Source organism: Natronococcus pandeyae (assembly GCF_008122205.1).
GTDB lineage: Archaea > Halobacteriota > Halobacteria > Halobacteriales > Natrialbaceae > Natronococcus > Natronococcus pandeyae.
The window spans coordinates 106,110-130,310 of the sequence record NZ_PHNJ01000001.1 but is presented as its reverse complement, the minus strand read 5'-3'; the positions used below and the strand labels follow the sequence as shown (position 1 = coordinate 130,310).

The following is a 24,201-nucleotide window of genomic DNA, read 5'->3' as shown; positions in this document are numbered from 1 at the left end:
CGGCCGCCGAGACAGACGAAGGCGATTTAGGCACTGGACCGCTTTGCACTCCTAATGAGTCAACCGACGCCCGACGTCTACGAGCAGGGCAAGGGGATGGACGCCCACAACCAGGTGATGCGGGAGATCCGCTCGCGCAAGGAGGCGAGCTACGACCCTCACGAGCCGACCCGCGTCTGGCTCGACGAGGACAACACGCCGACCGGCGTCAAGCAGAGCCTGACGATCATCCTGAACACCGGCGGCTGCCGGTGGGCCCGCGCGGGCGGCTGTACGATGTGCGGCTACGTCGCCGAGAGCGTTGACGGCGGCTCCGTCTCCCACGAGGCGCTGATGAATCAGATCGACGTCTGTCTCGAACACGAGGAGGAGAACGGGGACGAGCCCGCCGAACTCATCAAGATCTACACCTCCGGCTCCTTCCTCGACGAGCGCGAGGTCGGCGCAGAGACCCGCCGCGCCATCGCCGACACCTTCGCCGACCGCGAGCGGATGGTCGTCGAGTCACTCCCCGACTTCGTCGACCGCGAGAAGATCGGCGACTTCACCCAGTACGGCGTCGACACGGACGTCGCGATCGGTCTCGAGACCGCGACCGACCGCGTCCGTCACGACTGCGTGAACAAGTACTTCGACTTCGCCGACTTCGAGGACGCCTGTACGGAGGCCGCAGTCGCGGACGAAGACGCCGGCAGCGAGGCGGACGCAGGGATCAAGGCCTACCTGCTGATGAAGCCGCCGTTCCTCACGGAATCGGAGGCCGTCGAGGACATGATCTCCTCGATCGAACGCTGTGCCGACGTCGAGGGCTGTCACACCGTCTCGATGAACCCCTGTAACGTCCAGCGCTACACGATGGTCGACGAACTCTACTTCAACGACGGCTACCGGCCGCCGTGGCTCTGGTCGGTCGCTCACGTCCTCGAGGAGACCGCGGACGTCGACGCCATCGTCGTCTCGGACCCGGTCGGCCACGGCTCCGACCGCGGACCCCACAACTGCCAGGAGTGCGACGACCTCGTCCAGAAGGCGATCAAGGACTTCGACCTCCGGCAGGATCCGACGGTCTTCGAGCAGGTCTCCTGCGAGTGCGAACTGACCTGGGAGGTCGTCATGGAGCGCGAACGCGGGTTCAACCAGCCGCTGACCCGGTAACGTCCCGATCGCGACCGGCCGTCGGCTCAGTCTGCATCAATCGCCGTCGGACGCGACCGTCTCGGGGTCCGCTCGCGGCACCTCGAGCGTGATGACGGTCCCGCGCGGCTCGTTGTCCGCGAACGAAAGCTGGCCCCCCGACTGTGTGACGACCCAGTCGACCAGCCAGAGCCCGAGACCGCTGGCGTGTCGAAGCTGAGTGATCTCTCGTTCTTCCTCGAGCAGTTCACGTTCCGCTCTGGGGATGCCGGGCCCGTCGTCGGCGACCGACAGGACGATTACGCCGTCGTCCACCTGGTCGCGAAGCGTTATCTCGACCGTCGGCGTCGGCCTGTCGTGGTGTTCGGCCGCGTTCTCGAGCAACTGCGAGAGCGCCATCTCGAGGTACTCGTCGGCGCGCGCGAAGACCTCGTCCGGGACGGATCGCTCGAGTTCGACGCACGGATACTCGCGCTCGAACTGCGAGAGCGTTCGCCCGACCATCGCGGAGACGTCGATCGGTCCCGTGCCGCCGGAAGTTCGCTCGAGAGTGTGTTCGACGGCGCGCGTCTTTTCGGCGAGATCGGTGAGGTCGGCGGCCCGGTCCTGGATCGTCGCCACGTATTCGGCGTGCTCGTCGTCGACGGTTTCGGCGAGCATCTCGGCGCAGCCGTCGACGATGTTCATCCCGTTGCGCAGGTCGTGGCGCAGGACGCGATTGAGGATCTCGACGCGTTTCTGGCGCTGTTTCTGTTCGGTGATGTCGGTGTAGAGTCCGAACGCGCGACTCGTCGACCTCCCGATCTCGATCGGAACGACCCGTATCATGAAGTCGCGAAGACCGTCGGCAGTCCGGCGCTTGGCTTCGGCTTCGATGATATCTCCCTCGTGGACGCGACGGTTGATCGCCGTCGCCTCGGCGGCTCTGTCGGGTGGAACGAGATAGTCGTCCAGCGGTTCGCCGGTGATTTCGGATTCGTCGTAGCCGAAGACGCGCTCGAACGCGGCGTTGACCGCTTCGACGATCGGTTCGTCCCCGCGGTAGCGGATGCTGACGACCGCGTCCGGGACGTTCTCGAACAGCGCGACGAACCGGTCGCGTTCGTCCTTGAGCTCCGCCTGCGACGCTAGCTGGTCGAGTCGATCGGTGACGTGAGAGAGCAGCAACTCGGTCAGTTCGACGTCGTCGCGATCGAACGCGTCCCGTTTCGTGGATGCCGCCTGAAAGACGCCGTGCTCACCGATCGGGACACTGAGGAGCGACTCGTAGGTGTCGGTTTCGTTGACTCCCTCCTCGGACGATTCGGCCTCGTCGAGACGATACGTTTGCTGGTCTCGGTAGGTCTTCCCGGCGATTCCCTCCGTGACGTGAAATCGTTCGACGTAGTCCGCGTCGGCGATATGCGAAGAGAGCGCCGCTTTTTCGAGATAGTCACCGACCACGCGATCGACGACGCAGACGTCGAAGTTGAGGACGTCTTCCGCGGCGATTACCGTGAGATCGTAGATCTCCGCAGGCTGGTCGCAGTCGTCGAGCAGCGAGGCGATCTCGTGGAGGCTCTCGATCTTCGCTCGCCGGTCGACGAGTTCGCGCTCCATGCGCTTGCGATCGCTGATGTCGCGGACGATTCCGACGACCCCCTCGAGTTCGTCGTCCGCGGATAGCAGCGTCGCGTTGACCTCGCTCGGGATCCGCGCTCCCGACCGCGTAACGATCGTCACTTCGGCCGTCGTGACGCCGCGCTCGTCGGCCGAGACGAGTTTTCGAACCCGTCTCCGGCCTCGTTCGAGACTCTCTTCGGTCAGCACCGCCGACGCGTGTTTTCCGACGAGTTCGTCCCGGTCGTAGCCGGTCATCTCCGCCATGGTGTCGTTGACCGTGGCGAAGCATCCGTCGCGATCCAGCACGCAGATCCCGTCGCCGACGGTCTCGAGGATCGTCTTCGCGCGCTCGAGTTCGCGTTCGCGCGCCGCCCGGTCGAGCGCCGCTTCCACCGTCGCGGCGAGCACGTGGACGAGGTGGACGTCTGTGGCCTCGAGTTCGCGCTGTCCCGTCGAGCCGATCGACAGCAGGCCGTGTTCCCCGAGCGGGTGGAAGATGGCGCTCTCGACGTGGTGATCGATTTCGTAGGGGACCAGTTCGGTCGAGGCGTCGTCGACGACGATCGGCTCCTGGCGCTCGTAGGCGTCCCAGAGGACTCCGTCGCCGGGGCCGACCGGCGGAAGCGTCCCCGTAGTGCGCTCGAGCCGGCTCGTCGTCGCGGCGATCTCGAGTCGCTCCGTCTCGTCGTCGTAGAACCGGATTCCGGCCAGCGAGCGGTCGATCACGGTCTCGGTCGCGTTCATGGCGATCTCGGCGATCTCGTCGACCGACGCGGCTCGCATGAGCTCGTGGGTCGTCTCCTGGAGCGCCTCGAGCGCGTTCGCGCGCTCGAGTTCGTCGGTGACGTCCTGGCCGAACGAGAGGACGCTGACTACCTCGCCGCTGTCGTCGACCAGCGGCGTGTTGAACCACTCGCAGGTGATCACGGAGCCATCCTCGCGGACGTTGCGGTTGACGTTCCGGGACGATCCCTCGGCGGCGCTAGCGTCGACGAGGCGCTCCCAGTGACTCTTCACGTCCTCCCTGTCCGCGTCGGCGACGATCAGCTCGAGGGCCGACCGACCGAGCGCCTCCCGTGGCGTATAGCCGAACAGCTCCGTCGCCGCCGGATTCCAGCTGATCGCCTCGAACTCGAGGTTCCACTCGACGATCGCGAGCGGCGACTGATCGACGAGCAACTCGAGTCGTTTCGACGGGTCCTCCGGCCCCGAGTCGGCGGTGTCAAACGAGGTGTCGTCCGCTGGCAACAGCCTGGAAACGCGACTCGAGAGCGTCTCGACTCCCTGCGAGCGCGGGACGTAGCCGTCCGCACCGGCGGCGACCACCGCCCCGGCGAGTGCCTCGCTTCCGGTCGCCGGAAACACGACGATCGGCACGTCCGATCGACGGTGCCGGATCTGGACGCAGAGTTCGAGACAGGTCGCATCCGGAAGGACGCCCGCCGTTACGATACAGTCCGCACTCGAGAGGCGGCGCAGACAGTCGGCGGCCGTCTCGACGACGTCGACCGTAGCGCCGACCGTACCGAGGGCTCGTTCGACGGTCGCAGGTGTGTTAGAGCCGACGTAGACGACGCGAGTGTCCCTGTTCATGAGCCGTGCGCTGGCGGAAACCCGGTAGCTCAGCGAACCGGCTCGGACCGATCGATCGCCGCTCGGACCGAGCCGACAGCACGATCCCCACTCCGCCCGGTTTCTGCCAAGAATCGCAGTGGTTGGAAAATAAATGTATCGGCTGCCGTTAGACGCCGTCGGCGACCGACTCGAAGCCGCGGAGAATACCCTGACCGTCGGTCGGCCCGACGTCCGGCAACGTGGCGCGTTCGGGGTGGGGCATCAGCACCGCGACGGTATCTCGGTCGCCGAGCACGCCTGCGACGTTGTGTTTGGACCCGTTCGGGTTCACGTCCGATCCCGTCTCGCCGGATTCGTCACAGTACCGGAACAGAACGCGGTTCTCGTCCTCGAGTTCGGCCAGTCGGTCGTCGTCGATCTCGTAGCGACCCTCGCCGTGGGCGATCGGCACCTCGATGACCTCGCCCTCGTCGTAGGCGTCGGTCCAGGGCGTGTCGGCGCGCTCGACGCGCAGGAAGACGCGCTCGCACTGGAACCGGGCGCTCTCGTTCGTGGTGAACGCGCCCTCGGTGAGTCCCGACTCGCAGCCGATCTGGGCGCCGTTGCAGACGCCGAGGACGGGCGTCCCGTCGGCGGCGGCCTCGCGGACCTCGGCCATGATCGGCGAGCGAGCGGCCATCGCACCCGCGCGGAGGTAGTCACCGTAGGAGAAGCCGCCCGGCAAGACGATCCCCGTGGTGTCGGCGGGGAGGCCGTCCTCGTGCCAGACGATCTCGGCGTCGATGCCGAGGTGCTCGAGGGCGCGCTCGGCGTCGCGGTCGCAGTTCGAACCGCCGAAGCGGACGATCGAGACTGTCACAGTCGCCACCCCCCGGTGTGTCGACCGACAGTCTCGGTCGGTGTGATCGAGACCCTCACAGTCGACACCCCGCAGTGTTGCAACCGACAGTCTCGGTCGGTGTGATCGAGACCGTCATCTACCGCTCGTCGACCTCCACGTCGTAGTCGTGGATGGTCGGGTTCGCGAGCAGTCGTTCCGCCATCTCGCTCGCGCGCTCGTGAGCGGCGTCGGCGGACGCGGCGTCGAGGTCGATCTCGAAGCGGTCGGTCGAGCGCAGGTCCTCGAGTTCGAAATCCAGGCGCTCGAGCGCCTGTTTCGTCGTCTCCGCCTCGGGATCGAGGACGCCGCGTTTGAGTCGAACCGTCACCGTCGCGGTGTAGGCCGTCATTATCTGGTACCCCGTATCCGTGCTCAAAAACGCTTTCGCCTTTCGTCCGTAATCCACGTTCGTGGATATCTCCGGAGTTGCAGGACGACTTACGGAAACAGCCGAGCGATCGTCGACCGCAGGCGGTAGCCGACCGACCCGTTCTGGTAGCCGTTCCAGCCCCGCATTCCGCCGGCGAGCGTCGCGGCGTCGTACCCCTCCCCCTCGAGCAGCGACGTCGCCTTTCGGGCGACGATCCCCGCCTTGCAGACCGTGACGACTGTCTCGTCGCCGGGAATATCGTCGAGCGAGTCCCGGAGTTCGGCTTCGTCACCCCGGCGGAGGTCGGCGTAGACCGGGACGTTTCGGCTCCCCTCTATGTGACCGCGCTGGTAGGCTTCACGCGGTCTGATGTCGAGGACGTAGGGGTCGTCGCCGCTCGAGAGGTGCTCGTCCAGTTCCGGCGGTTTGATCTTGCCCATATAGCACAATACTATACACGGACACAAAACGGTACGGATAGTTCCTGGGTCCGGGCGGAGACTCCAGCGATCGACCGGCTAGCTGTGTCGTCAGTCGGCCGGCAGTGACGGTCTCTTGTCAGCAGCGATCGGTGCTGCCAGTCGATCGGCGGCCCGCCGCGCGCCGGCGACGTTCCCCGCCAGGGGACCGACAGTTCCAGCCGCCAGCGCGCCGGTGACGAACACCGACGATCGGCCGCCGTCGGTCCGCTGCCACGCCAGCGTCTCGTCGTCGAGCACCGGCATCCCCCGATAGCCTCGCTCGAGGCCGAGTTCGGCCGCGACGCGGTCGACGAACGGGTGTTCGAAGACGGGCGCGAAGCCGGTCGCCAGCACGACACGATCCGCGGAGAGGCAGCCATCGTCCGCGAGGAGGAGCCGTACACGATCGTCGACCGCCCGAGCCGATCGAATTTCGTCGGTGCGGACCGTCAGCCCGCCGTCCTCGACCGCCTCCTCCAGCGAGTCGAACAGCGTCGGCGGAATCGTGGCGTCGTTGCGCGCCTCGCGGACGGTTTCGACGCGCGCTCGAGCGCCCGGTGGGTGGCGGTGGAGGTGACGTTCGACGTGATTCCAGTTGATCCAGCGGGGATCGGCTTCGATCGTCGCCTCCTCGAGTTCGTGTCTCGAGAGCAGGGTCACGGACTCCCGACCGGCGAGGCAGGTCGCTAGCTGGGCGGCGGTGACGCCGCCGCCGACGACGACCGTCTCGTCGACACTCACATCCGGATCGAACCCGTCCCAGACGTGGCTGATCGCGTCGATCCCGTCGGCCCAGTCGGGCGTTCGGTAGCGACCGCCGTGGCCGATCGCCAGCACGCAGGATCGACTGTGGATGGAGCCGTCGGTCGTCTCCAGCACGAGTTCGTCGCCGCGCTCCTCGATCGTCTCGACCGCTGCCTGCCGGTGCAGCGACTCGAGGTCGCGGCCGTCGACGACGTACTCGGCGTAGTCGAGGAAGAGCGACAGCGACGGCCGCCGCGGGTATCCCGGCGTTGGCAAGAGTTCGTCTTCCCGACCGCGGGCCTCGGCGAAGCTCTCGAGCCCAAACGGCTCGGTGCCGACGTGGTGGACGAACGTCGATCGCATCGCGTCCATCTCGCAGGCCTGCGCTTTGCGACGGAACGAGGCCAACAGCCGGTCGTTCGGATCGACGATTCGGATCTCCTCGCGCTCGAGGTCGGTGTCCTCGAGCAGGCGCTGGACGAGGTAGGTGCCGTGGATACCACCGCCGACGATCACGCACTCGAGCATGTGGACGCAGTACGGTTCATTATTACTTTACTCCTTCGTATTAATAATCATCAACATAGGCTTGTTCCGTGTTAGTACTGTCGTCTACCTCCCGATCGACGGTCCATCCTCGCAGCCACGCAGAATCGGTCGCACGAGTAGACGGTCATGACAACCGCTAGTAACACCTTTGGCCGTGGGTGAGGTCGTCCGAGACGATGACCGAGGACGGCGACGATCCGGTTTATTACGTGATCAGCGATCTCCACATCGGCGGCGACGAGCAACTCGAACACGTCGACTTCCTCGAGGAGCTACTCGGATTTCTCGAGCGCCTCGAAACCAGCGACGAGGACGCGGAGCTAATCATCAACGGCGACGCGTTCGGGCTCTGGGAGTTCACCGAACTCGAGGGGTTGGAGAAGTTCGACGAGTTGGTCGATCGGTATCCGATGCTGTTCGAGCAACTTCGTGCGACCGGCGAGTCAATTCCGATCACGCTGCTCCCGGGCAATCACGACCACGAACTCGCCGCCTACGACGAGTACGCCGAGCGCCTCGCCGCGTACAACGTCGAGCTCGTCCGGGCGCTGTCGATCACCCGACCGGTGGGCGATCGAGCGATTCACTTCGAACACGGACACCAGCAGGATCCCAACAACCGGATCGAAGACTTCGGCAACCCGCACGCGACGCCGATGGGGTACTTTTACAATACGCACGTGACGAGTCGCGCCGGGCGACTCTCCGATCGGGGGCGGTACAACTGGTTGAAGGACGTTCAGGCGGTGACGCCGACCGAGCGACTCCCGAACTGGCTCGCCTCGAAGTACTTCTATCGCGAGATGAATCCCCTCCTGCGATACGCCGTGATCCCGTTCTTGCTGTTGCTCAACGTCAGCGTCGTCCTCGCCGTTTTCGCGGGGCTCGATCTGGCCGGCGTCTGGACGATGCCGGTCGACGCGGCCGACGCGTTCCTCGATCAGTTCGGCCTGGCCGGCGCGGCCGTTCACCTGCTTCTCGTCCTCAACGCGGTGGTCGCCGGACTGCTGTTGCTCGTCGGTATTCCGCTGCTTCTCTTCGTCAGGGACCTCAGAGGGACGATCGATCGGTTCGGCGTCGTCGAAACCGACCTCACGGTCGATCCGGAGCAGCCGTACCGGGAGGCCGCCCGCGAGGTCTTCGACGAGCGGCCGGAGACGGCGATCTTCTGCTACGGTCACACCCACCGGCCGACGATGGTGGACGTCGACGGCAGACTGCTCGTCAACAGCGGGACCTGGCTGAAGCGGCTCCACCGCCGTGACGTCGTCGCCGGACACCTCCCGCCGGTCTTTTACCCGTCGTACCAGCTGTGCGTCGTCCGTATCGCGTCCGGCGACGAGGGCGTCGTCGTCGAGTACGAAGAAGTCGAGAAACCGAGTCCGACGGCGGAGGAACTCACCCTGGCCGAGCGACTCCTCACGCTGGGTCGGGAGCCGAACCCCGAACTCCCCGGGCGGGCGGTCGTGGCGAGCGGTGCACCCGAGTCCACTGCGGACGTACTCGAGTGAACGATCCTAGAACAACAGGCGCCCGAGCCACGCGATGGCGAGCGCGAAGCCGATCGCCGCCCCAGCCTGCCGGGCGAGCAGTTTCGCGACGAATCGGACGGAGACCTCGCGGGCGACCGTGATCGCGGTGACCAGACAGGGCAGGAGCACGCCCGCGAGATAGACCGCGACGAGCACCTGCACCGGCGAGAGCGCCGCGAGACCCGCCGAGTCCGCCGTCAGAAGGGCGATCCCGTCCTTGCGAACCGAGGCGAGCACCACGGGCAGCGCGGCCTCGGCCGGCAGCCCGAACGCGCCCATCGCGGGCGCGAGCGCCCCGCCGAGTCGCTCGAGCGCGCCGGCGTAGTCGAGCAGCGCGGCAGCGGCACAGATCCCGACGAAGATGGGCAAAGCAGTCGTGACGAAACTCGCGAGCGACGTCCGGGCCTCTCTCCAGACCGCGCGGGGACGGGGCCACTCGAGGTAGGTGCGGCGATCGGTCGCGAGCGAGGTCGTCCGGGCCTCGGGCGGCGCGATCAGGCGGACGTAGAGCAGCGTCGTCGCGACGAGTACGACGAGGTAGGGGACGACGAGCCAGGACATCCCCACCGCGGCGAAGACCGCGAGCGTGGCCGGAAACTGGTAGGAGCAGGCCGCGCCGAAGGAGATCGCCGAGATGGTGGTACAGCGGGTGCAGTCCGAACAGCTCCGGGTGCTCGTCACGGCGGGCACGTTACAGCCAAAGCCCATCACGACCCGGACGAGATCGCGTCCCGTCAGTCCGACTCGGCGCATGACGGGGTGTAGTGCTGCCGTCACCCGCGTCACGAGCCCGCTTGCCTTGTACGCACCCATGAAGAGCGCGAAGATGAGCATGGTCGGCAACGCCCAGACGAACAGGAACGGCCCCATCGCGAGCAGCCCGTAGTCGCTGACGAGGACCGCCACCAGCGGATCGGGCAGGGTCTCGAAGCCAAGCAGGCTCGCGAGCGAGTCGGGCAGCGTCGCCGTCTCGATCCGGACGATCGCGGGCTCGAGCGCCTCGCCGACGATCGGATCGAGTTCGCCAGCGACCGTGTTGGCGAACCAGACGGCGACGACCGCGGGCAGGAGCAACACGAGCGCGCTCGCGGCCGGTCCGAGATACGGTCGCTCGAGGATCGTCTCGGGCGGCTGGATCTCCCAGCCGACCTGCGTCGCGGTCCCGCCCGGCAGCGTGCCGCCGTATCGGATCGCGTCGAGGACGGCCCGCGGGTCGCTCGCTCCTGTCGGTGCTTCGGCCGCAGAGTCGGCGCCGCCACCAGCCCCGAACTCGACCCCGCCGTCCGCAGCCACGCGTGTCAGATTCCGCGCGTCGACCGGTACGACCGGGACGCCGAGATCGGTCTCGAGGGACGCGATTCCCTCCCTCGCACCGGGATCGTCGTCGACCTTGTCCCAGTAGGTGACGACGACCGCACCCGGCCGTCCCTGGACGAGCGGCAGCAGGTCTGCGAGGTCCCGGTCGAGGTCGGTCGCCGAAACGACCAGGACGACCCGGTCGGTCGCCTCGAGTTCCGACAGCGCCTCGCGGGTCGTCTCGGTGTCCGCCTCGAGCGTGATCCCCGGCGTATCGACCAATTCGAGATCGCCGGTGCGGTAGATTTCGCTCGAGACCGTCGAACCGCCGACGGTCGACGAGGCCGGCACGGCGCCAGTGAGTCCGGCGGCGAGCGCCGATTTGCCGACGCTTTCCTTCCCGATCAGGACGACCCGCTCTCGATCGTCGCTCATTCGATTCCCCTGAGATCGGTCGTCGGCAACGCTGCAGCACCGAATCGACGGGCTGTCGCGATAGCGGCGCGACGCAGGTAGTGCATCTCTGGCTCGGCACTCGCCGTGCCGAGTTAATAATACTATCGACTGAGATAATAACTACTATTAGATTCGAGTTCGTATTGCTAACTAGATGCCCGACAGCTCGATCCCAGTCACGGTACTGTCCGGAACGCTCGGCGCCGGCAAGACGACCGTTCTGAACCACGTCCTACACGAGAGCGACGATCGGCTCGCCGTCCTCGTCAACGACATGGGCGAGGTCAACGTCGACGCCGAACACGTCGCCGAATCGTCGGACATCGCCGACGAGGACGAGGAGTTGATCGAACTCTCGAACGGCTGTATCTGCTGTGAGCTTCGCGGCGACCTGCTCGAGGCGATCGACGGTCTCGCCCGCGAGCGCGAGTTCGACGGAATCGTCGTCGAGTCGACGGGCGTCGCGGAGCCCCTCCCCGTCGCCCAGACGCTGACGCTCGGCTTCGACCAGGGAGACCTCGAGCCGACCGAGTTCTACGAGGAGACCGGTATCGAGCCGCTCGAGGACTGTCACCTCGATACGACGGTGACCGTCGTCGACGCCCACCAGTTCCGGGAGGCGATGCGCTCCGACGAGATCCTGGACGACGACGGCACCGAGAAACACCTCGGCGACCTGCTGGTCGAACAGGTCGAGTTCTGCGACGTCCTCCTGTTGAACAAGTGCGACCTGGTCGACGAGGCGACCCTCGATCAGGTAGAGTCGACGCTCGAGGTGCTGCAGCCGCGAGCGGAGATCCTCCGGACGGAACACGGCCGCGTCGATCCCGACCTGATCGTCAGCGCGGACCGGTTCGACTTCGAGGAGGCGCGCCGATCCGCTGGCTGGATCCGAGAACTGCAGGAGCCACACGAGTCCGCCGAGGAGGAACACGGCGTCACCTCGTTCGTCTTCGAGTCCCGGCGGCCGCTCCACCCGGAGCGGTTCGCCGAGTTGCTCGACGAGTTTCCCGACGCGGTCGTCCGCGCGAAGGGGCACTTCTGGCTCGCCGGTCGCGGCGAGGAGGCGATCACGCTCAACGTCGCGGGACAGTCGACCCGCGTCGGGCCGGGCGGCCCGTGGACCGACGCGCTGCCGGAACCCGAGCGCAGCGAGCGGCTCGAAGCGAACCCCGAACTCGAGGAGTACTGGCACGACCGGTGGGGCGACCGAAGCGTCCAGTTCGTGCTGATCGGCACCGAAATGGACCACGAGTCCCTGCGGGCCGACCTCGCTGACTGCGTGCTCAGCGACGAGGAACTCGAGGCCGACTGGTCGGCCTACGAGGACCGGTTCCCGACGTTCGAACTCCCCGACGAGGACGAGGAAGACGAGGGATCCACGCCGGATGCCGACGAGTCCCGGTCCGGCCAGGAGGAAATCGGCATTGCGGACTGAACGACAGCGGAGTGATCGTCCGTGACCGAACGCGACCTCGAATCCGAGTCGGAGCCGTTCGCCGACGTGCCGGCAGAGGACGGCGACGTCTCGCCGTGCTATCAGGCGTACGTCGAGCGAAACGATCACCGGCCAGATAGCTGCACGATCTACGAAGCCCTCGACGCCGAATCGATGTCCGACACCTGGATCAGAGCCATGGAAGGCGCGTTCGTCTCCAGGGAGGACGCCAGATGAACGCCACGAGAACGAACCGGTCGACGACCACCCACACGACGAATCAACACATGTCCACACAGTTCCAGACCGCAGTGAGATCGAACGTTTCGCACACGCACCGACGCGATGCGATCGACCGACTGATTGCCGACGACGAGCGGACGAACCTCGCACTTCTCGTCAAAATGAGCGGCCTTCGCGGCGAATTCCGACGCCGGGCGCTCGAGGGATTGGGCGAGTGCAACGCCACCGAAACGCTCGCGGATCTCGCCGAGAACACGACGATCGATCCGTCGTTACGACGTCGAGCGGGAGAACTATGCTGATCGCAAGCCCGAAGTTGGCAATGGATCGCCGAGCAGTTGCTAAACTGTAGTCCGTCTGGTTACCTAGTTACTAGCAACTCTTTTTAAGTGAGCGCTCTTCAGTTAGCAACGCTATGGCATACAGCTGTTCCACCTGCGACGAGTCGTTCCAGTCAGCGGCAGGCGTCACCCAACACGTTGCGCTCCACCACAACACCTGCGCCGTCTGCGACGACGCGTTCGACGACGCGGACGGACTCCGAAGCCACGTTCACGAGAATCACTGACGCCGATCGACGGTCTTCGTTTTTTGCGTTCAGTCCAGAGCGGACGAGATCCGAGTCGGCTACCGACTGGCTCGAAACGTCGCGTTATGAACAGCAACCTCTTTTACCGGGGGCGTCGGCTGACGTCGTAGACGCCAGCCTCAACCCCCGGCAAAACCCATTGATGCCAAAAGGCCGCCGTCGCGGGGTTTCACCCCACTCCGCCGGTGAACCACTCGCTTCGCTCGTGGATGTTGGTCATTTTCCGCAGTGTTCCATTCGCACTCTCCACGGAACAGCCATCCAAACGACTGCTTCCGATGCCGGCGCTCAACAGTCGCAGTAGTCAGGCTCGCAACAGTCGAGATCATCCAGCACCATCTGCTTCTCGCGATAGGCCTCGAGCGGGTCGGTGTCGACACCGAGTCGCTCGCCGATCGTCTCGGCGACGACGGCGAACCGCTGACGGAACTTGTAGATGAAGCAGAACTGCTGGCCGTTGTGAGCGACCTGGGGGCCGGCGAGGAATACGCCGGGGGTCTCGGTGGACTCGTCGCGGTCGGTCAGTTCTGGGAACTCGCCGTCGGACGCGAACAGGTCCTCGACGAGCGAGAGGCTTCCGTCGAACCCGGTCGCGAGAACCGGGGGCGTTCGTGACCGAAACCGATCGTCGTCCGTGGTGGTTACGACGTACTCCGCGTCGCGGTCATCACGTTCGATCCCCTTCACGCGCGCCTCGGGAACGAGATCGAGCGACTTGCCGTCCTCGAGAGCCCCCTCGAGTCGCTCGTTCGTTCTCGGCGAGAGCACCTCGCTGGGGTCGGGGCTGCGGAACTGCCAGGTACCCTCGTCGTCGAGCACCGTAACCGAGAGACCTTCCTCGGCGAGGCCGAGCGCCGCGTCGATCCCGCTTTCGGCACCGCCAACGACCACGGCGTCGGCCGCGTCTGCGGTCGTCGCTCCGGCGCCGTCTGCCGCGACCTGCGGTCTGCCGTCGGTCTCGTCGCTCGAGACGCGATCGGCGTAGGCCGCCCACGAGTCCACGCCGGCGACGTGGACGCCGTGCGATTCGCCGTCGATCGACCCGCTCGAGGGGTACTGGTACTGTCCCGCCGCCCAGACGACGTACCGGGCGCGGATCGGACCGTCCGCCGTCTCGAGCGTGAATCCGGCCTCCTCGGTCTCGCGGTCGTCCTCGTCCCCGGTCTCCGCCGCGGGGACGACTGCGTCGACGTCGACGCCCGTCTCGACGGGGAGGTCGTGAAACTCGGCGATCGCCTCGAGGTAGTCGGCGTACTGGTCGCCCGTCGGGTGTTCGCAGTCGAGCGCCAGCGCCGGCGACGTGTCGATCGTGACGGCGTTCAGATCGCGCACGCCGAAGGCGTTGGCCGGGAACGACGGCGTCAGCAGCCGCATCTCGTCGGGCCAGTCCCGGAACGACGCGCCGATTCGGTCTCGCTCGAGGATCGCGTAGTCGACGTCGAGTCGCTCGAGTGCGACTGCGGTACCGATTCCCGCCGGTCCGGCGCCGACGATCGCGACCTCGAGGTCGGAAGCGCTCATATCGAATCGGTGGGTGCTCCACGTACTTAATAAAACTGGATGTAATATTATCAAACACTGCTAAGGCTGCACGGGGAGATAGTTAATGATCGTTTGAACGGATATCGGCGGAAAGCAGGACTTTTAGCCGCTCATAGACTGGAACCAGTACTGATGAATCGATCTTCGCTCGAGCGGAGGTGGCTGCGATGACGACCGACGTAACCGAAATCACCGTAATCGGAGACGACGACACCGGACTGGTTGCTCGCGTGACCAGCCTCCTGTTCGAGCGCGGAGCCAACATCGAGGACCTCGACCAGGCGGTCCGCGACGGCGTCTTCCGGATGTATCTCGCCGTCGACACCGCGGAGATGGTCTGTACCGAGGCAACGCTCCGGGAGGACCTCCACGAACTCGGCGAGGATCTCGGCCTCGACGTTCAGGTTCGGTTTCCGGCCGACCGCGAGACCCAGCAGATCGCCGTCCTCGGCACCAAGGAGAGCCACTGTCTCGAGGCGCTGTTCGAGGCCTGGGCGAACGACGAACTCGGCGCTGACATCGGCGTGGTCATCGGCAACCACGACGACCTCCAGCCGCTGGCGGAGCACTACGACGTCCCGTTCCACGACATCGGCGACGAGAAGGGCCAGCAGAACGAGGAACGGCTCCTCGAACTCCTCGCCGAGTACGACGCCGACCTGATCGTCCTCGCGCGCTACATGCGTATTCTTTCTCCGAACGTGGTCTTCCGGTACGAGGACCGCATCATCAACGTCCACCCCTCGCTGCTGCCGGCGTTCCCCGGCGCCGAGGCCTATCGACAGGCCATCGAGGAGGGCGTTCGCGTGGCGGGTGTCACGGCACACTACGTCACGACGGACTTAGACCAGGGGCCGATCATCACCCAGCGTGCGTTCGACGTCCCCGACGACGCCGAACTCGCGGAGATGAAACGTCGCGGTCAGCCACTCGAGGCCGACGCGCTGCTCGAGGCGGTTCGGCTCCACCTGAACGGCGACGTCTCGGTCCACCGCGGCCGGACGAGCGTCCGCGAGAACGGTGACAGCTACCAGCTCGGACTGCCGGGAGAGATGGACGAGATCACGCCGGACCGACCGGTCGATGGGATCGGTAGCGCCGTTGCGGACGCTCAGCGCGAAACGGAAGACGCAGACGAGTCGGAGCGAGAAGCGGAATCCGAGACGCCGGCGAACTGACGCGTTACGTCCGCTCGCCGGACTCGAGACACGCCGGACTGCAGAACTGGTAGTGAATCGCCTCGCCGTTTTTTACGATACTTTGGATCCGTCGCCCGTCACCCTCGGTTACCGGGTCGCCACACGCTCGGCACTCGGGGGCGTCCTCGTCGGTCGAATCGCTCATTGCTAACCGAAGTAGTGCGTCAGCCACTTGAACGAACCTGTTGCGGCGGTATCGGCCATTCGCTGCGTCGCTCGTCGTGCCGCCGTTCGGACGGGGGCCAAAAAAACGGAATCGCGATCCAGGGATGTCGGTTCGATCCCGGCAGTTCGAACCCTCTATACGTTCACCTTCGGCGATTCAAGAGCCCTATACGTTCTCCTGATCGACCGCGACGTCCTCGAACAGGGGATGAAGCCCGTCGTCGAGCTGTGCCTTCAGGTCCTCGAGTTCGCCCTCCGTCAGAGCGACCGTGATCGCGTCGGTGACGCCGTCGGCGTACCGTTCGGCGTCGTCCGGCTCGACGTCGGTTCCCTGGAGGTGTTCGCCGACCCGGTCGACGAACTCGCTGCGGTCGTAGCCGGCGCCGTCGTGGTCGGCGTCCTCGATGACGCTCGCCAGTTCGGGTGGGAGCTGGCTCGCCACGTCCTCGGCTTCGCCGCCGGTCAGCGTCTCGCCGAGCGTCTCGAGGACGGCCTCGCTCGCGACCTGCGCGCGGTCGATCGTATCGAGGTGGCTCGCCTCCTGTGCGAGTTTGTAAAATTCGTCTTCCTGCATAGGTGGCCGTTCGGCGGTGACCGGTTTTGGGGTTTGGCCCTCAGATGCAAGGCTGCTAGCGGCCACCTTCGCCCTCGGTGAACAACGCCTCGAGTCGTCGGAAAGCTAAGTCGGCCGACACAGAGATCTTCGCGTCGAATCACGTCCGCAAACGTGGCGACGACCGAAACTGACACGCGTGCCACTACACGGTTTATCACGTCTTGCGTGGTATTATATCACACAATGGCTCAACGAGAAGTCCAACAGGAACTGTCCGTCGACCGGTATACGCTCGGACTCGTCGGTCCCGAGCAGGAGTGGGCGGGGACCGTCGCCGACGGCGGACGGATCGAGACGTACACGCCGCCGGGCTGCTGGGGCCCGATGATCACACCGGAGTTCCGCGGCGGACACGAGGTCACTCGGCCGATCCGCGTCGAGAACGCCGAGGTCGGCGACGCCGTCGCGCTGAAGATCAGGGACGTCGAGGTCACCTCGCTCGCGACGAGTACGGGATCGATGCGCGAGCGGACGGAGGCGTTCGGCGACGACCCGTTCGTCGACCACCGCTGTCCCGACTGCGGGACCGAGTGGCCCGAGTCGGTCGTCGAGGGGACCGGGGAGGAGGCGATCCGCTGTGCGGAGTGTGGCGCGAACGCTTCCTCGTTCGGATTCGAGTACGGCTACACCGTCGCCTTCGACGAGGATCACACCGTCGGACTCACGATGGACGAGGAGGGGGCCCACGAACTCGCGGAAGACGCCACAGAACTGATGGACATCCCCGAAAACTCGCGACAGCATCCGATCTTGCTGTACGCGCCCTCGGAGATGCCCGGCACGCTCGGCCGCCTGCGCCCCTTTATCGGCAACGTCGGGACGACGCCGGCCATCGAGATCCCGGACTCGCACAACGCGGGCGACTTCGGCCAGTTCCTGCTCGACACCGATCACGACTGGGGGCTCGACTCGGCGGAGGAACTCGAGGAACGCACCGACGGTCACATGGATATCCCCGAGGTCCGGGCCGGCGCAACGCTCATCTGTCCCGTCAAAGTCGACGGCGCGGGCGTCTACGTCGGCGACCTCCACGCCAACCAGGGCGACGGCGAACTCTCCCTGCACACGACCGACGTCAGCGGGACCGTGACGATGGACGTCGAGGTCATCGAGGGATTCGAGATCGACGGTCCGATCCTCCTGCCCAACGAGGAGGACCTGCCGTTTATCAGCAAACCATACAGCGACGAGGAACTCGAGGCGGGCCGCGAACTTGCGGACGAACACGGCGTCGACCTGCTCGACGAAATGGGGCCGATTCAGGTGATCGGCACTGGCGCGACGATCAACGACGCGACCGAGAACGCCTTCGACCGGGCCGGCAAGCTACTCGACATGAGCGAGGGCGAGATTCGCTCGCGGTGTACGTTCACCGGCGGCGTCCAGATCGGTCGCCTCCCCGGCGTAGTGCAACTGGACATGCTCGCACCGATGGACGTCCTCGAGGAACGAGGTGTCGCTCACCTGGTCCGAGAACAGTACGGGACAGCAGAGAACTGACGCGACCGACGGCGTTCAGTCGGCCTCGGACTCGAGGGAGGAACCGCCGCTCGAGGCGACGCCGAACCGTTCGGTCCACGACGAGGAGGCGAGCGGTTCGACGGCGAAAAACACCATCGCGGGCACGAACAGCGAGAGCACGACGGTCGCGATACGAAGCCGTACGGACCGTCAGACTCGAACGACCGAATCGCATTTACCCCTCCGTCCGGACGAACGTGTATGGAGATTCCCGAGGGACTGGGTTTTCACGTCCTCGACAATCTATCCCCGAGCATCGCAGTACTGGATGCTGAGGGGACGATTCTGGCGACGAACGAGGCGTGGAAGGAGTTCGCCCACAAGAACGACCTCCAACCGCCGGCCGACAGCGTCGGCATCAACTACGTCTCAGTCTGCGACGATTCTGATACCCCGTACGCGGACGACGCTGCCGATGGACTCCGGGCCGTCATCGGCGGTGAGCGAGAACGATACACGCTCGAGTATCCCTGTCGCTCGCCGACGGCGGAGTGGTGGTTCCAGCTGACTGCGACACGGACCGAGTACGAGGGTGAGGTGTACGGTATCGTCACCCACTGGAACATCACCGACCGCAAGCAAAGCGAACAGCAGGTCGAAGAGTCGAACGAACGCCTCCAGAAGTTCGCCTACGCCGTCTCGCACGATCTGCAGGAACCGCTTCGGATGATCACGAGCTACCTCGAACTGCTCGAGCGTCGGTACGCCGACGACCTCGACGAGGACGCCGAGGAGTTCATCGAGTTCGCCGTCGACGGCGCCGAGCGGATGCGGGATATGATCGAGGGACTGCTCGAGTACTCCCGGATCGAGACCCGCGGAAACCCGTTCGAGCCGGTCGATCTGGACGAGGTTTTTGAAGAGGTTCGGACGGATCTACAGGTCGTACTCGAGGAGCAGGAGGGCGAGCTGTCGGTCGATTCCCTGCCGACGGTCCCGGGAGACCGGAGTCAGCTCCGGCAACTCTTTCAGAACCTGCTGCAGAACGCGATCAAGTACAGCGGCGACGAGCCGCCACGGATCCACGTGGAGGCCGAGGAGGGCGACGACGAGTGGATCGTCGCCGTCAGCGACGACGGCATCGGCATCGATCCGGACGACCAGAAGCGAATCTTCGACGTCTTCGACCGTCTGCACAGCCGCGAGGAGTACGAGGGAACGGGAATCGGACTCGCCCTCTGTGAGCGCATCGCCGAGCGCCACGGCGGTACCATCGAGGTCGAGTCCGAGCCAGGCGAAGGCTCGACCTTCTTCGTGACGCTCCCGAGCCCCTGATTCGTTCTGACCGTTCGATGGGTCAGCTGGTAGTGACTTCTCTACGTGAACCGGCTTACCTGCGCGCAGTCTGCTCTGCTGATTTCGAAATCGGTCGACGAGAATTAGCAAGCAATCGTCGATCACCACCATGGCTTCCGGAGAGTGCCAGAATCGTAATATACCGTGCCTTCACCACACGAATCGGTGAAATCACCAGACTGTAGCGATCCGAATTGTCGAATAAGGCCTTAGAGGAACTAAATCGGAAGAAATCACTCACATATACAACCCAATTATTTATCACCAATGGTGTGGTGCAGAATGGCATGATCGAGAACCCGCTCGCGGTTTTCGTAATCGGTCTGGTGGTGGTGGTAGCATTGCTCGTCTGGCTGCGGTTGCCGGCGTTCATCGGGTTGGTCATCGCGGGGTTAGTCGTGGGCGCTGCGACGGTCGAGGTACCGTTCGGAGAGGTACCAGAGGAGTTCGCAGGTGCCCTCGGCGACACGTTCGCCGGCATCGGGATCCCAATCCTGATGGCCGCCATCATCGGTAAAACGATGATGGAAAGCGGCGCCGCCGAGCGGATCGTCCGTTGGTTCCAGTCGCGGACCGGCGAGGAACGGTCCTACCTCGCGCTGTGGGGATCGAGCAGCGCGCTGTCAATTCCAGTGTTCTTCGACAACGTCTTCTACCTGATGGCACCGTTGGCACGCTCGATGCGAGCCCGAACGGGTCGAGACTATGCGCTATTCCTGACTGTCGTCGGCGCTGGCGCGGCGACCACCCACGTGTTCGTTCCGCCGACTCCCGGTCCACTCGCGGTTGCGCTCGAGATCGGCGTCGACCTCGGCATCGTCATGGTCATCGGACTGATCGTCGCGATCCCGACGGCGCTAGTCGCCGGCGTTCTCTACGGTCACTGGATCAATCGGCACCTCGACGACATCCCGCTGCGCGAGACGATGGGCTCGACCGCCGAGGAACTGCAGGAGATGGCGGACGAACCGATTGAACAGCTCCCTGGCATCTTCGAGTCAACGCTCCCGATCATAATCGCCGTGGTGCTGGTCGCGTCGAACACGACGGTGGATTACCTCGTCGATCTCGGCATCGTCGCCGAAGGGTCACCGCTCGTTCCCCTGACGAGCTTCATCGGGGACGCGAATTTCGCGCTCACCGCTGCGGCGCTCGCTGCGGCACTCACTTTCCTGCGAATGCGCGCGTTGGATCGCGAGACGTGGGCTGACGAACTGGTCGAGGCGCTCAGAAGCGGCGGTCACATCGCGGCGATCACGGCGGCCGGTGGCGCCTTCGGTGCGATGCTCGCGGCCGCCGGTATCGGCGATTACATCGCAGCAATTCTCGCGGACGTTGGCATTCCGCTTCTCGTGGCCGGGTGGGTCATTGCAGCGACCATTCGCATCGCTCAAGGATCGGCGACGGTCGCGATGCTCACTACCGCCGGAATCATGGCGCCGCTGGTCGGTCAACTCGAAGTCCATCCAGTCTACCTCGCGCTGATCATCGGCGCAGGAGGGAACATCTGTTCGTGGTTCAACGATAGTGGATTCTGGATCGTCAAGGAAATTGGTGGTCTGACCCAGCTAGAGACGCTTCAGATCTGGACCGTGCTGACAACGCTCATTTCCGTGACGGGCTTTATCATCATCATGATCCTCTCGCTTATCTTCCCGATGGTCTAGCGAGGTCGTTTCAGGGCGATGAGTCTCGCGTTGGTCACTTCTCAGACCACCTCACCGATACTCGACTCATCCAGCCTCTCTCAGATAGTGATACCCCAACAACGCATACAGTCAACGGAGATCAAGTGGCGATTTCGCCAGTTCGTCGAATACGCGCAGATACTACGTCTCTGTGAACTGTATCGTCTGTTGATATAGCTCGCAGGGTTGTGTTTTCACAGCTACCTCTCGGCTATTTCAGAGACAGTCCTGGCAGGTCGAGAGGCTACAGCCCCTGGACGGAGCCGACCGCACTCGAGAGCGGCGGCGCGTCGAAGACGTCCAGTCCGGTGTAGGTGTTGGTACCCGCACAGTACATGTTCCGTGCGGTCTGTAGCACGCGGTCGTCGAGGGGTTTCGGCTCGAGATCACAGAGCGACTTCCAGTCGGCGATGTCCTCCTGTTTCGCCTCGGCTTTCGCGGCTTTGACGGCCTGGACCCACTCGGGCTGGGTGCGCTTGTGGTACTGGCGCAGGACCTCCTTCGAGAGCTGAGTTTCGCCGTAGCTGAAACGGTTCTCGTCGAACGTCCCGACGACGTCGGCGACACGAATCTCGCCGTCGTAGTAGCAACACTCGATCTTGCCGTCCTCGTGGAACAGTTCGGTTTCGGCGGCCTGCTCGGTGACGACTCGGTTGACTTCGCGCGCGATCGACTCGAGGTCGGCGATCTCCGCCTTGCCGGCGATGGCGTCGGCCTCCTCGCGGTCGAGATAACGGTCGCCCTCCTCGTACTTCGTGGAGAACTCGACGATCGGTTCCTCGAGGTCGACGGCTTCCTCGGGCCAACTGTCCACCGAGAGCCCGTGATCTGCGGGATCGGTCCGACGGCGGAGACTCGAGCCCACGGGGACGCGGTTGCGGAAGACGATCTCGAGCGGGATCAGGTAGTTCTGCCCGGCCGCATCGTGGTAGTAGTCGTAGTCGTACTCCCGGCCCTCGTTGGGGAGTTTCGGCACCTGGGTCAGGTCGATGGCCATCTGCCAGGGCGGGCGCGAGGCGTCCTCGAGCGACAGCACGTCGCCGTTCTCGACGATGCCGCGGTAGTGGGTCTGGACGCCCGCCTCTTCCAGGAGTTCGAAATTGAAGGCGCCCATCGTACAGAGGCTGGCCCCCTTGTCGGGGATTTGGTCGGGCATCTTCCCCCAGTCGAAGACGGAATAGTCGTCGGTGAAGACGAACGAGCCCCGTCCGAGGCTGTCGGACGTCGCTTCCTCCTCGATGTGGAACTCTTTGACGCTCGTCATTCGGGACACCCTCGGGTGGCTGGGCCGCCGCAGTTCATATATCAGTTGCGGTGGCCGGACGGTAAGAAGGTTTCAGTTTCAGTGGCAAATCACGTTTCGGGCCACTCCCATCTCTCGAGAGCCGAGATCGCTTTCGCTCGCCGACCGAGTCCCGTTCTTTCGGCGAGTACGTCGGTCGGCGAGCGCTCAGTCAGTGTCCGATCACCATGTTTTTCTCACTGTGCCGGTATTGGTACGCCGATGGAGCGACCGGTGACCGAGGCCGACCTCACGTTCGACCACGTTCCCGAAACCGACCAATCGTTCGAGAACGCACTCGCGAAGGCACAGCGTGGCGACCGACTGACAGTCGACGACGCCATCGAATTACTGACGACGGGGACGGACGTCGAGGGGATCGATCGGCGGCGCAAGGAGCGGGTGCTCGAGGCCGCCGACCGCCGTCGCGCCGAGGTCGTCGGCGAGGAGGTCACCTTCGTCGCGAACCTGAACAACAACGTCACGACCGCCTGCAACGTGGGCTGTCTGTTCTGTAACTTCAAGGACGCCGCACACACCTTCGAGCGCGACGCCGAGGTCGAGACGCAGGGCTTTACGAAGACGCCAGCGGAATCGCGCGAGATCGTCGCTAACGCCGTCGATCGAGGGATCTACGAGGTCTGCTCGGTCTCCGGACTCCACCCCGGATTCGCGCTCGACGACGAGCACCTCGAGATCCTCGAGGCCCACCCGAACCCGAAGGAGGTCAACTTCAAACCGCCCGCACAGTACGCGACGGATCCGGGCACCTACGTCGAGCAGATCGAGGCGATGAGCGTCGACGGGGTCCACGTCCACTCGATGACGCCCGAAGAGGCCTACCACGCCCGCCGGGGGACCGACTGGTCCTACGAAGAGATCTACGGCCGACTCGAAGAGGCAGGGCTGGACACGGTCCCCGGCACGGCCGCCGAGATCCTCGTCGACGAAGTTCGTGACGTGATCTGCCCCGGCAAGATCGATACCCAGGGGTGGCTCGAGGCGATGGAGGCCGCCGCAAACGTCGGCCTCGGTCTCACGGCGACGATCATGTACGGCCACGTCGAGAACGAGGCCCATCGCGCCATGCACCTGAAGCGAGTCCGCGAACTCCAGGACCGCGTCGACGGCGCGATCACGGAGTTCGTCCCCCTCTCGTTCGTCCACCAGAACACGCCGCTGTTCGAGCACGACGTCGTCTCCGGCGGGGCGAGCGACGACGAGGACGAACTCATGATCGCCGTCTCGCGGCTCTTCCTCGACAATATCGAGCACATCCAGTCCTCGTGGGTCAAGTACGGCGACGAACAGGGGTTGAAGATGCTCTCCTGTGGCGCCGACGACTTCATGGGGACGATCCTCTCCGAGGAGATCACCAAGCGCGCCGGCGGCGAGTACGGCGAGTTCCGCTCGTTTTCCGACTACGTCGACCTCGTTCGCTCGATCGGGCGCGTGCCGGTCGAGCGATCGACCGACTACGAGCAGCGACGCGTGATCGATCCCGACGAACCGCCATTCGGCCCCGAACTCGGGCCGAAGGCCGACGGAACGCCGCTGCTCACCCGAGAGGAGCGGACGATCCCCGCCGACGACTGAGAGGGTCGGTTGTAACTGTTTATCGGTCGTTCGCCAGAGTGGGGTGCCGAACGACCGGAAATGACTTACGACCGACCCTATGAGCGAACTCGCCGACCGACGTCGACTCGCCGTGGCCTTTTCCACTTTCCGCGCGTGCACACAGCCGTGAATCACCTCCGCGAGATCGGCGACCGAGCCTGGCACCTGCCGAACCACGCCCATCTCGTCGTCTACGAGCGCGAGGACGGGGAGCGCGGGCTGCTCACCGTCTACGACTGCGGCGCGACCCAGAGCGGACCGAAGGCACAGCTACTGGGCACGCTCGAGTCAGTCGACGCAGACGCCGCGATCGAGCCGAACCCGACCGGTCGTGTCGTGACGCTGCACGAGCCAGCCACGCTCGAGCGGACGGCCGAAAATCAGTATCGGATTACTTGATTCGCGC

22 protein-coding genes are annotated in these 24,201 nt (G+C 64.9%); 12 read left to right on the top strand and 10 right to left on the bottom strand.

The genetic code is table 11. The features are described 5' to 3' along the window. Window positions 1-54 precede the first annotated feature (54 nt). On the top strand, window positions 55-1,155 hold the full coding sequence (locus CV102_RS00665; RefSeq protein ID WP_148855799.1) for an archaeosine biosynthesis radical SAM protein RaSEA: 1,101 nt from the start codon (window positions 55-57) through the stop codon (window positions 1,153-1,155). Window positions 1,156-1,191: 36 nt separating this feature from the next. Here CV102_RS00665 and CV102_RS00660 read toward each other — a convergent pair whose 3' ends face one another. The 5 genes from CV102_RS00660 to CV102_RS00640 form a co-directional block, all read right to left on the bottom strand. Beyond that, on the bottom strand, window positions 1,192-4,329 hold the full coding sequence (locus tag CV102_RS00660) for a PAS domain S-box protein (RefSeq protein ID WP_148855796.1): 3,138 nt from the start codon (window positions 4,327-4,329) through the stop codon (window positions 1,192-1,194). Between the two features lie 148 nt (window positions 4,330-4,477). After that, on the bottom strand, window positions 4,478-5,170 hold the full coding sequence (gene purQ, locus CV102_RS00655) for a phosphoribosylformylglycinamidine synthase I (RefSeq protein WP_148855794.1): 693 nt from the start codon (window positions 5,168-5,170) through the stop codon (window positions 4,478-4,480). 118 nt (window positions 5,171-5,288) lie between these two features. Next, window positions 5,289-5,540, bottom strand: a complete 252-nt coding sequence (purS, locus tag CV102_RS00650) for a phosphoribosylformylglycinamidine synthase subunit PurS (protein ID WP_148855793.1) — start codon at window positions 5,538-5,540, stop codon at window positions 5,289-5,291. Between the two features lie 89 nt (window positions 5,541-5,629). Further along, window positions 5,630-6,001, bottom strand: a complete 372-nt coding sequence (locus tag CV102_RS00645) for a rhodanese-like domain-containing protein (RefSeq protein WP_148855791.1) — start codon at window positions 5,999-6,001, stop codon at window positions 5,630-5,632. Window positions 6,002-6,091: 90 nt separating this feature from the next. Beyond that, entirely contained in the window at window positions 6,092-7,294 is a 1,203-nt protein-coding gene (locus CV102_RS00640; RefSeq protein ID WP_148855789.1) for an FAD/NAD(P)-binding protein, read from the bottom strand. 197 nt (window positions 7,295-7,491) lie between these two features. On the opposite strand from CV102_RS00640, the gene CV102_RS00635 reads away from it, so the two are divergent. Further along, on the top strand, window positions 7,492-8,826 hold the full coding sequence (locus CV102_RS00635) for a metallophosphoesterase (RefSeq protein WP_148855787.1): 1,335 nt from the start codon (window positions 7,492-7,494) through the stop codon (window positions 8,824-8,826). A 6-nt stretch (window positions 8,827-8,832) separates the two neighbouring features. Here CV102_RS00635 and CV102_RS00630 read toward each other — a convergent pair whose 3' ends face one another. Further along, window positions 8,833-10,578 (bottom strand): nucleoside recognition domain-containing protein, encoded by a 1,746-nt coding sequence (locus CV102_RS00630; protein WP_148855786.1) that lies wholly within the window; start codon window positions 10,576-10,578, stop codon window positions 8,833-8,835. Window positions 10,579-10,753: 175 nt separating this feature from the next. On the opposite strand from CV102_RS00630, the gene CV102_RS00625 reads away from it, so the two are divergent. The 4 genes from CV102_RS00625 (at window position 10,754) to CV102_RS25695 (ending at window position 12,848) form a co-directional block, all read left to right on the top strand. Further along, window positions 10,754-12,037: a GTP-binding protein gene (locus CV102_RS00625; RefSeq protein ID WP_148855784.1), complete on the top strand. Its 1,284-nt coding sequence runs from the start codon at window positions 10,754-10,756 to the stop codon at window positions 12,035-12,037. Between the two features lie 21 nt (window positions 12,038-12,058). Continuing rightward, entirely contained in the window at window positions 12,059-12,274 is a 216-nt protein-coding gene (locus CV102_RS00620; RefSeq protein WP_148855782.1) for a DUF7511 domain-containing protein, read from the top strand. A 50-nt stretch (window positions 12,275-12,324) separates the two neighbouring features. Continuing rightward, window positions 12,325-12,582, top strand: coding sequence for a hypothetical protein (locus CV102_RS00615; RefSeq protein ID WP_148856525.1), 258 nt, complete (start codon window positions 12,325-12,327; stop codon window positions 12,580-12,582). Window positions 12,583-12,695: 113 nt separating this feature from the next. Next, window positions 12,696-12,848 carry a C2H2-type zinc finger protein gene (locus tag CV102_RS25695; protein WP_187432831.1) on the top strand — a complete coding sequence of 51 codons (153 nt, stop codon included), beginning with the start codon at window positions 12,696-12,698 and terminating at the stop codon, window positions 12,846-12,848. A gap of 309 nt (window positions 12,849-13,157) precedes the next feature. Here the strand turns inward: CV102_RS25695 and CV102_RS00610 are convergent, their stop codons facing one another. Next, a complete protein-coding gene (locus tag CV102_RS00610) occupies window positions 13,158-14,390 on the bottom strand; it encodes an NAD(P)/FAD-dependent oxidoreductase (protein WP_148855780.1) in 1,233 nt (410 codons plus the stop codon). 188 nt (window positions 14,391-14,578) lie between these two features. Between CV102_RS00610 and CV102_RS00605 the strand changes: the two genes are divergently transcribed. After that, window positions 14,579-15,589, top strand: coding sequence for a formyltetrahydrofolate deformylase (locus CV102_RS00605; protein WP_148855778.1), 1,011 nt, complete (start codon window positions 14,579-14,581; stop codon window positions 15,587-15,589). Between the two features lie 4 nt (window positions 15,590-15,593). Here CV102_RS00605 and CV102_RS25690 read toward each other — a convergent pair whose 3' ends face one another. Next, window positions 15,594-15,755, bottom strand: coding sequence for a DUF7576 family protein (locus CV102_RS25690; protein ID WP_187432830.1), 162 nt, complete (start codon window positions 15,753-15,755; stop codon window positions 15,594-15,596). A 186-nt stretch (window positions 15,756-15,941) separates the two neighbouring features. After that, the gene (locus CV102_RS00600) at window positions 15,942-16,349 is read right to left on the bottom strand and encodes a DUF2267 domain-containing protein (RefSeq protein WP_148855776.1); all 408 of its coding nucleotides are present in this window, start codon (window positions 16,347-16,349) and stop codon (window positions 15,942-15,944) included. Between the two features lie 225 nt (window positions 16,350-16,574). Between CV102_RS00600 and CV102_RS00595 the strand changes: the two genes are divergently transcribed. The 3 genes from CV102_RS00595 (at window position 16,575) to CV102_RS00585 (ending at window position 20,875) form a co-directional block, all read left to right on the top strand. Next, entirely contained in the window at window positions 16,575-17,891 is a 1,317-nt protein-coding gene (locus CV102_RS00595) for an acetamidase/formamidase family protein (protein ID WP_148855774.1), read from the top strand. 222 nt (window positions 17,892-18,113) lie between these two features. Further along, window positions 18,114-19,187: a PAS domain-containing sensor histidine kinase gene (locus CV102_RS00590; protein ID WP_148855773.1), complete on the top strand. Its 1,074-nt coding sequence runs from the start codon at window positions 18,114-18,116 to the stop codon at window positions 19,185-19,187. A gap of 308 nt (window positions 19,188-19,495) precedes the next feature. After that, complete coding sequence (locus CV102_RS00585; protein ID WP_148855771.1) at window positions 19,496-20,875, top strand: GntP family permease; 1,380 nt, start codon at window positions 19,496-19,498, stop codon at window positions 20,873-20,875. A 265-nt stretch (window positions 20,876-21,140) separates the two neighbouring features. On the opposite strand, the gene CV102_RS00580 is transcribed toward CV102_RS00585, so the two are convergent. Continuing rightward, on the bottom strand, window positions 21,141-22,160 hold the full coding sequence (locus tag CV102_RS00580; protein ID WP_148855770.1) for a phosphoribosylaminoimidazolesuccinocarboxamide synthase: 1,020 nt from the start codon (window positions 22,158-22,160) through the stop codon (window positions 21,141-21,143). A 240-nt stretch (window positions 22,161-22,400) separates the two neighbouring features. On the opposite strand from CV102_RS00580, the gene cofH reads away from it, so the two are divergent. Together cofH and CV102_RS00570 are read left to right on the top strand one after the other, a co-directional pair. Continuing rightward, on the top strand, window positions 22,401-23,774 hold the full coding sequence (gene cofH, locus CV102_RS00575; RefSeq protein ID WP_148855768.1) for a 7,8-didemethyl-8-hydroxy-5-deazariboflavin synthase subunit CofH: 1,374 nt from the start codon (window positions 22,401-22,403) through the stop codon (window positions 23,772-23,774). A 147-nt stretch (window positions 23,775-23,921) separates the two neighbouring features. Then, window positions 23,922-24,194: a hypothetical protein gene (locus tag CV102_RS00570; RefSeq protein ID WP_148855766.1), complete on the top strand. Its 273-nt coding sequence runs from the start codon at window positions 23,922-23,924 to the stop codon at window positions 24,192-24,194. Window positions 24,195-24,201: the final 7 nt, after the last annotated feature.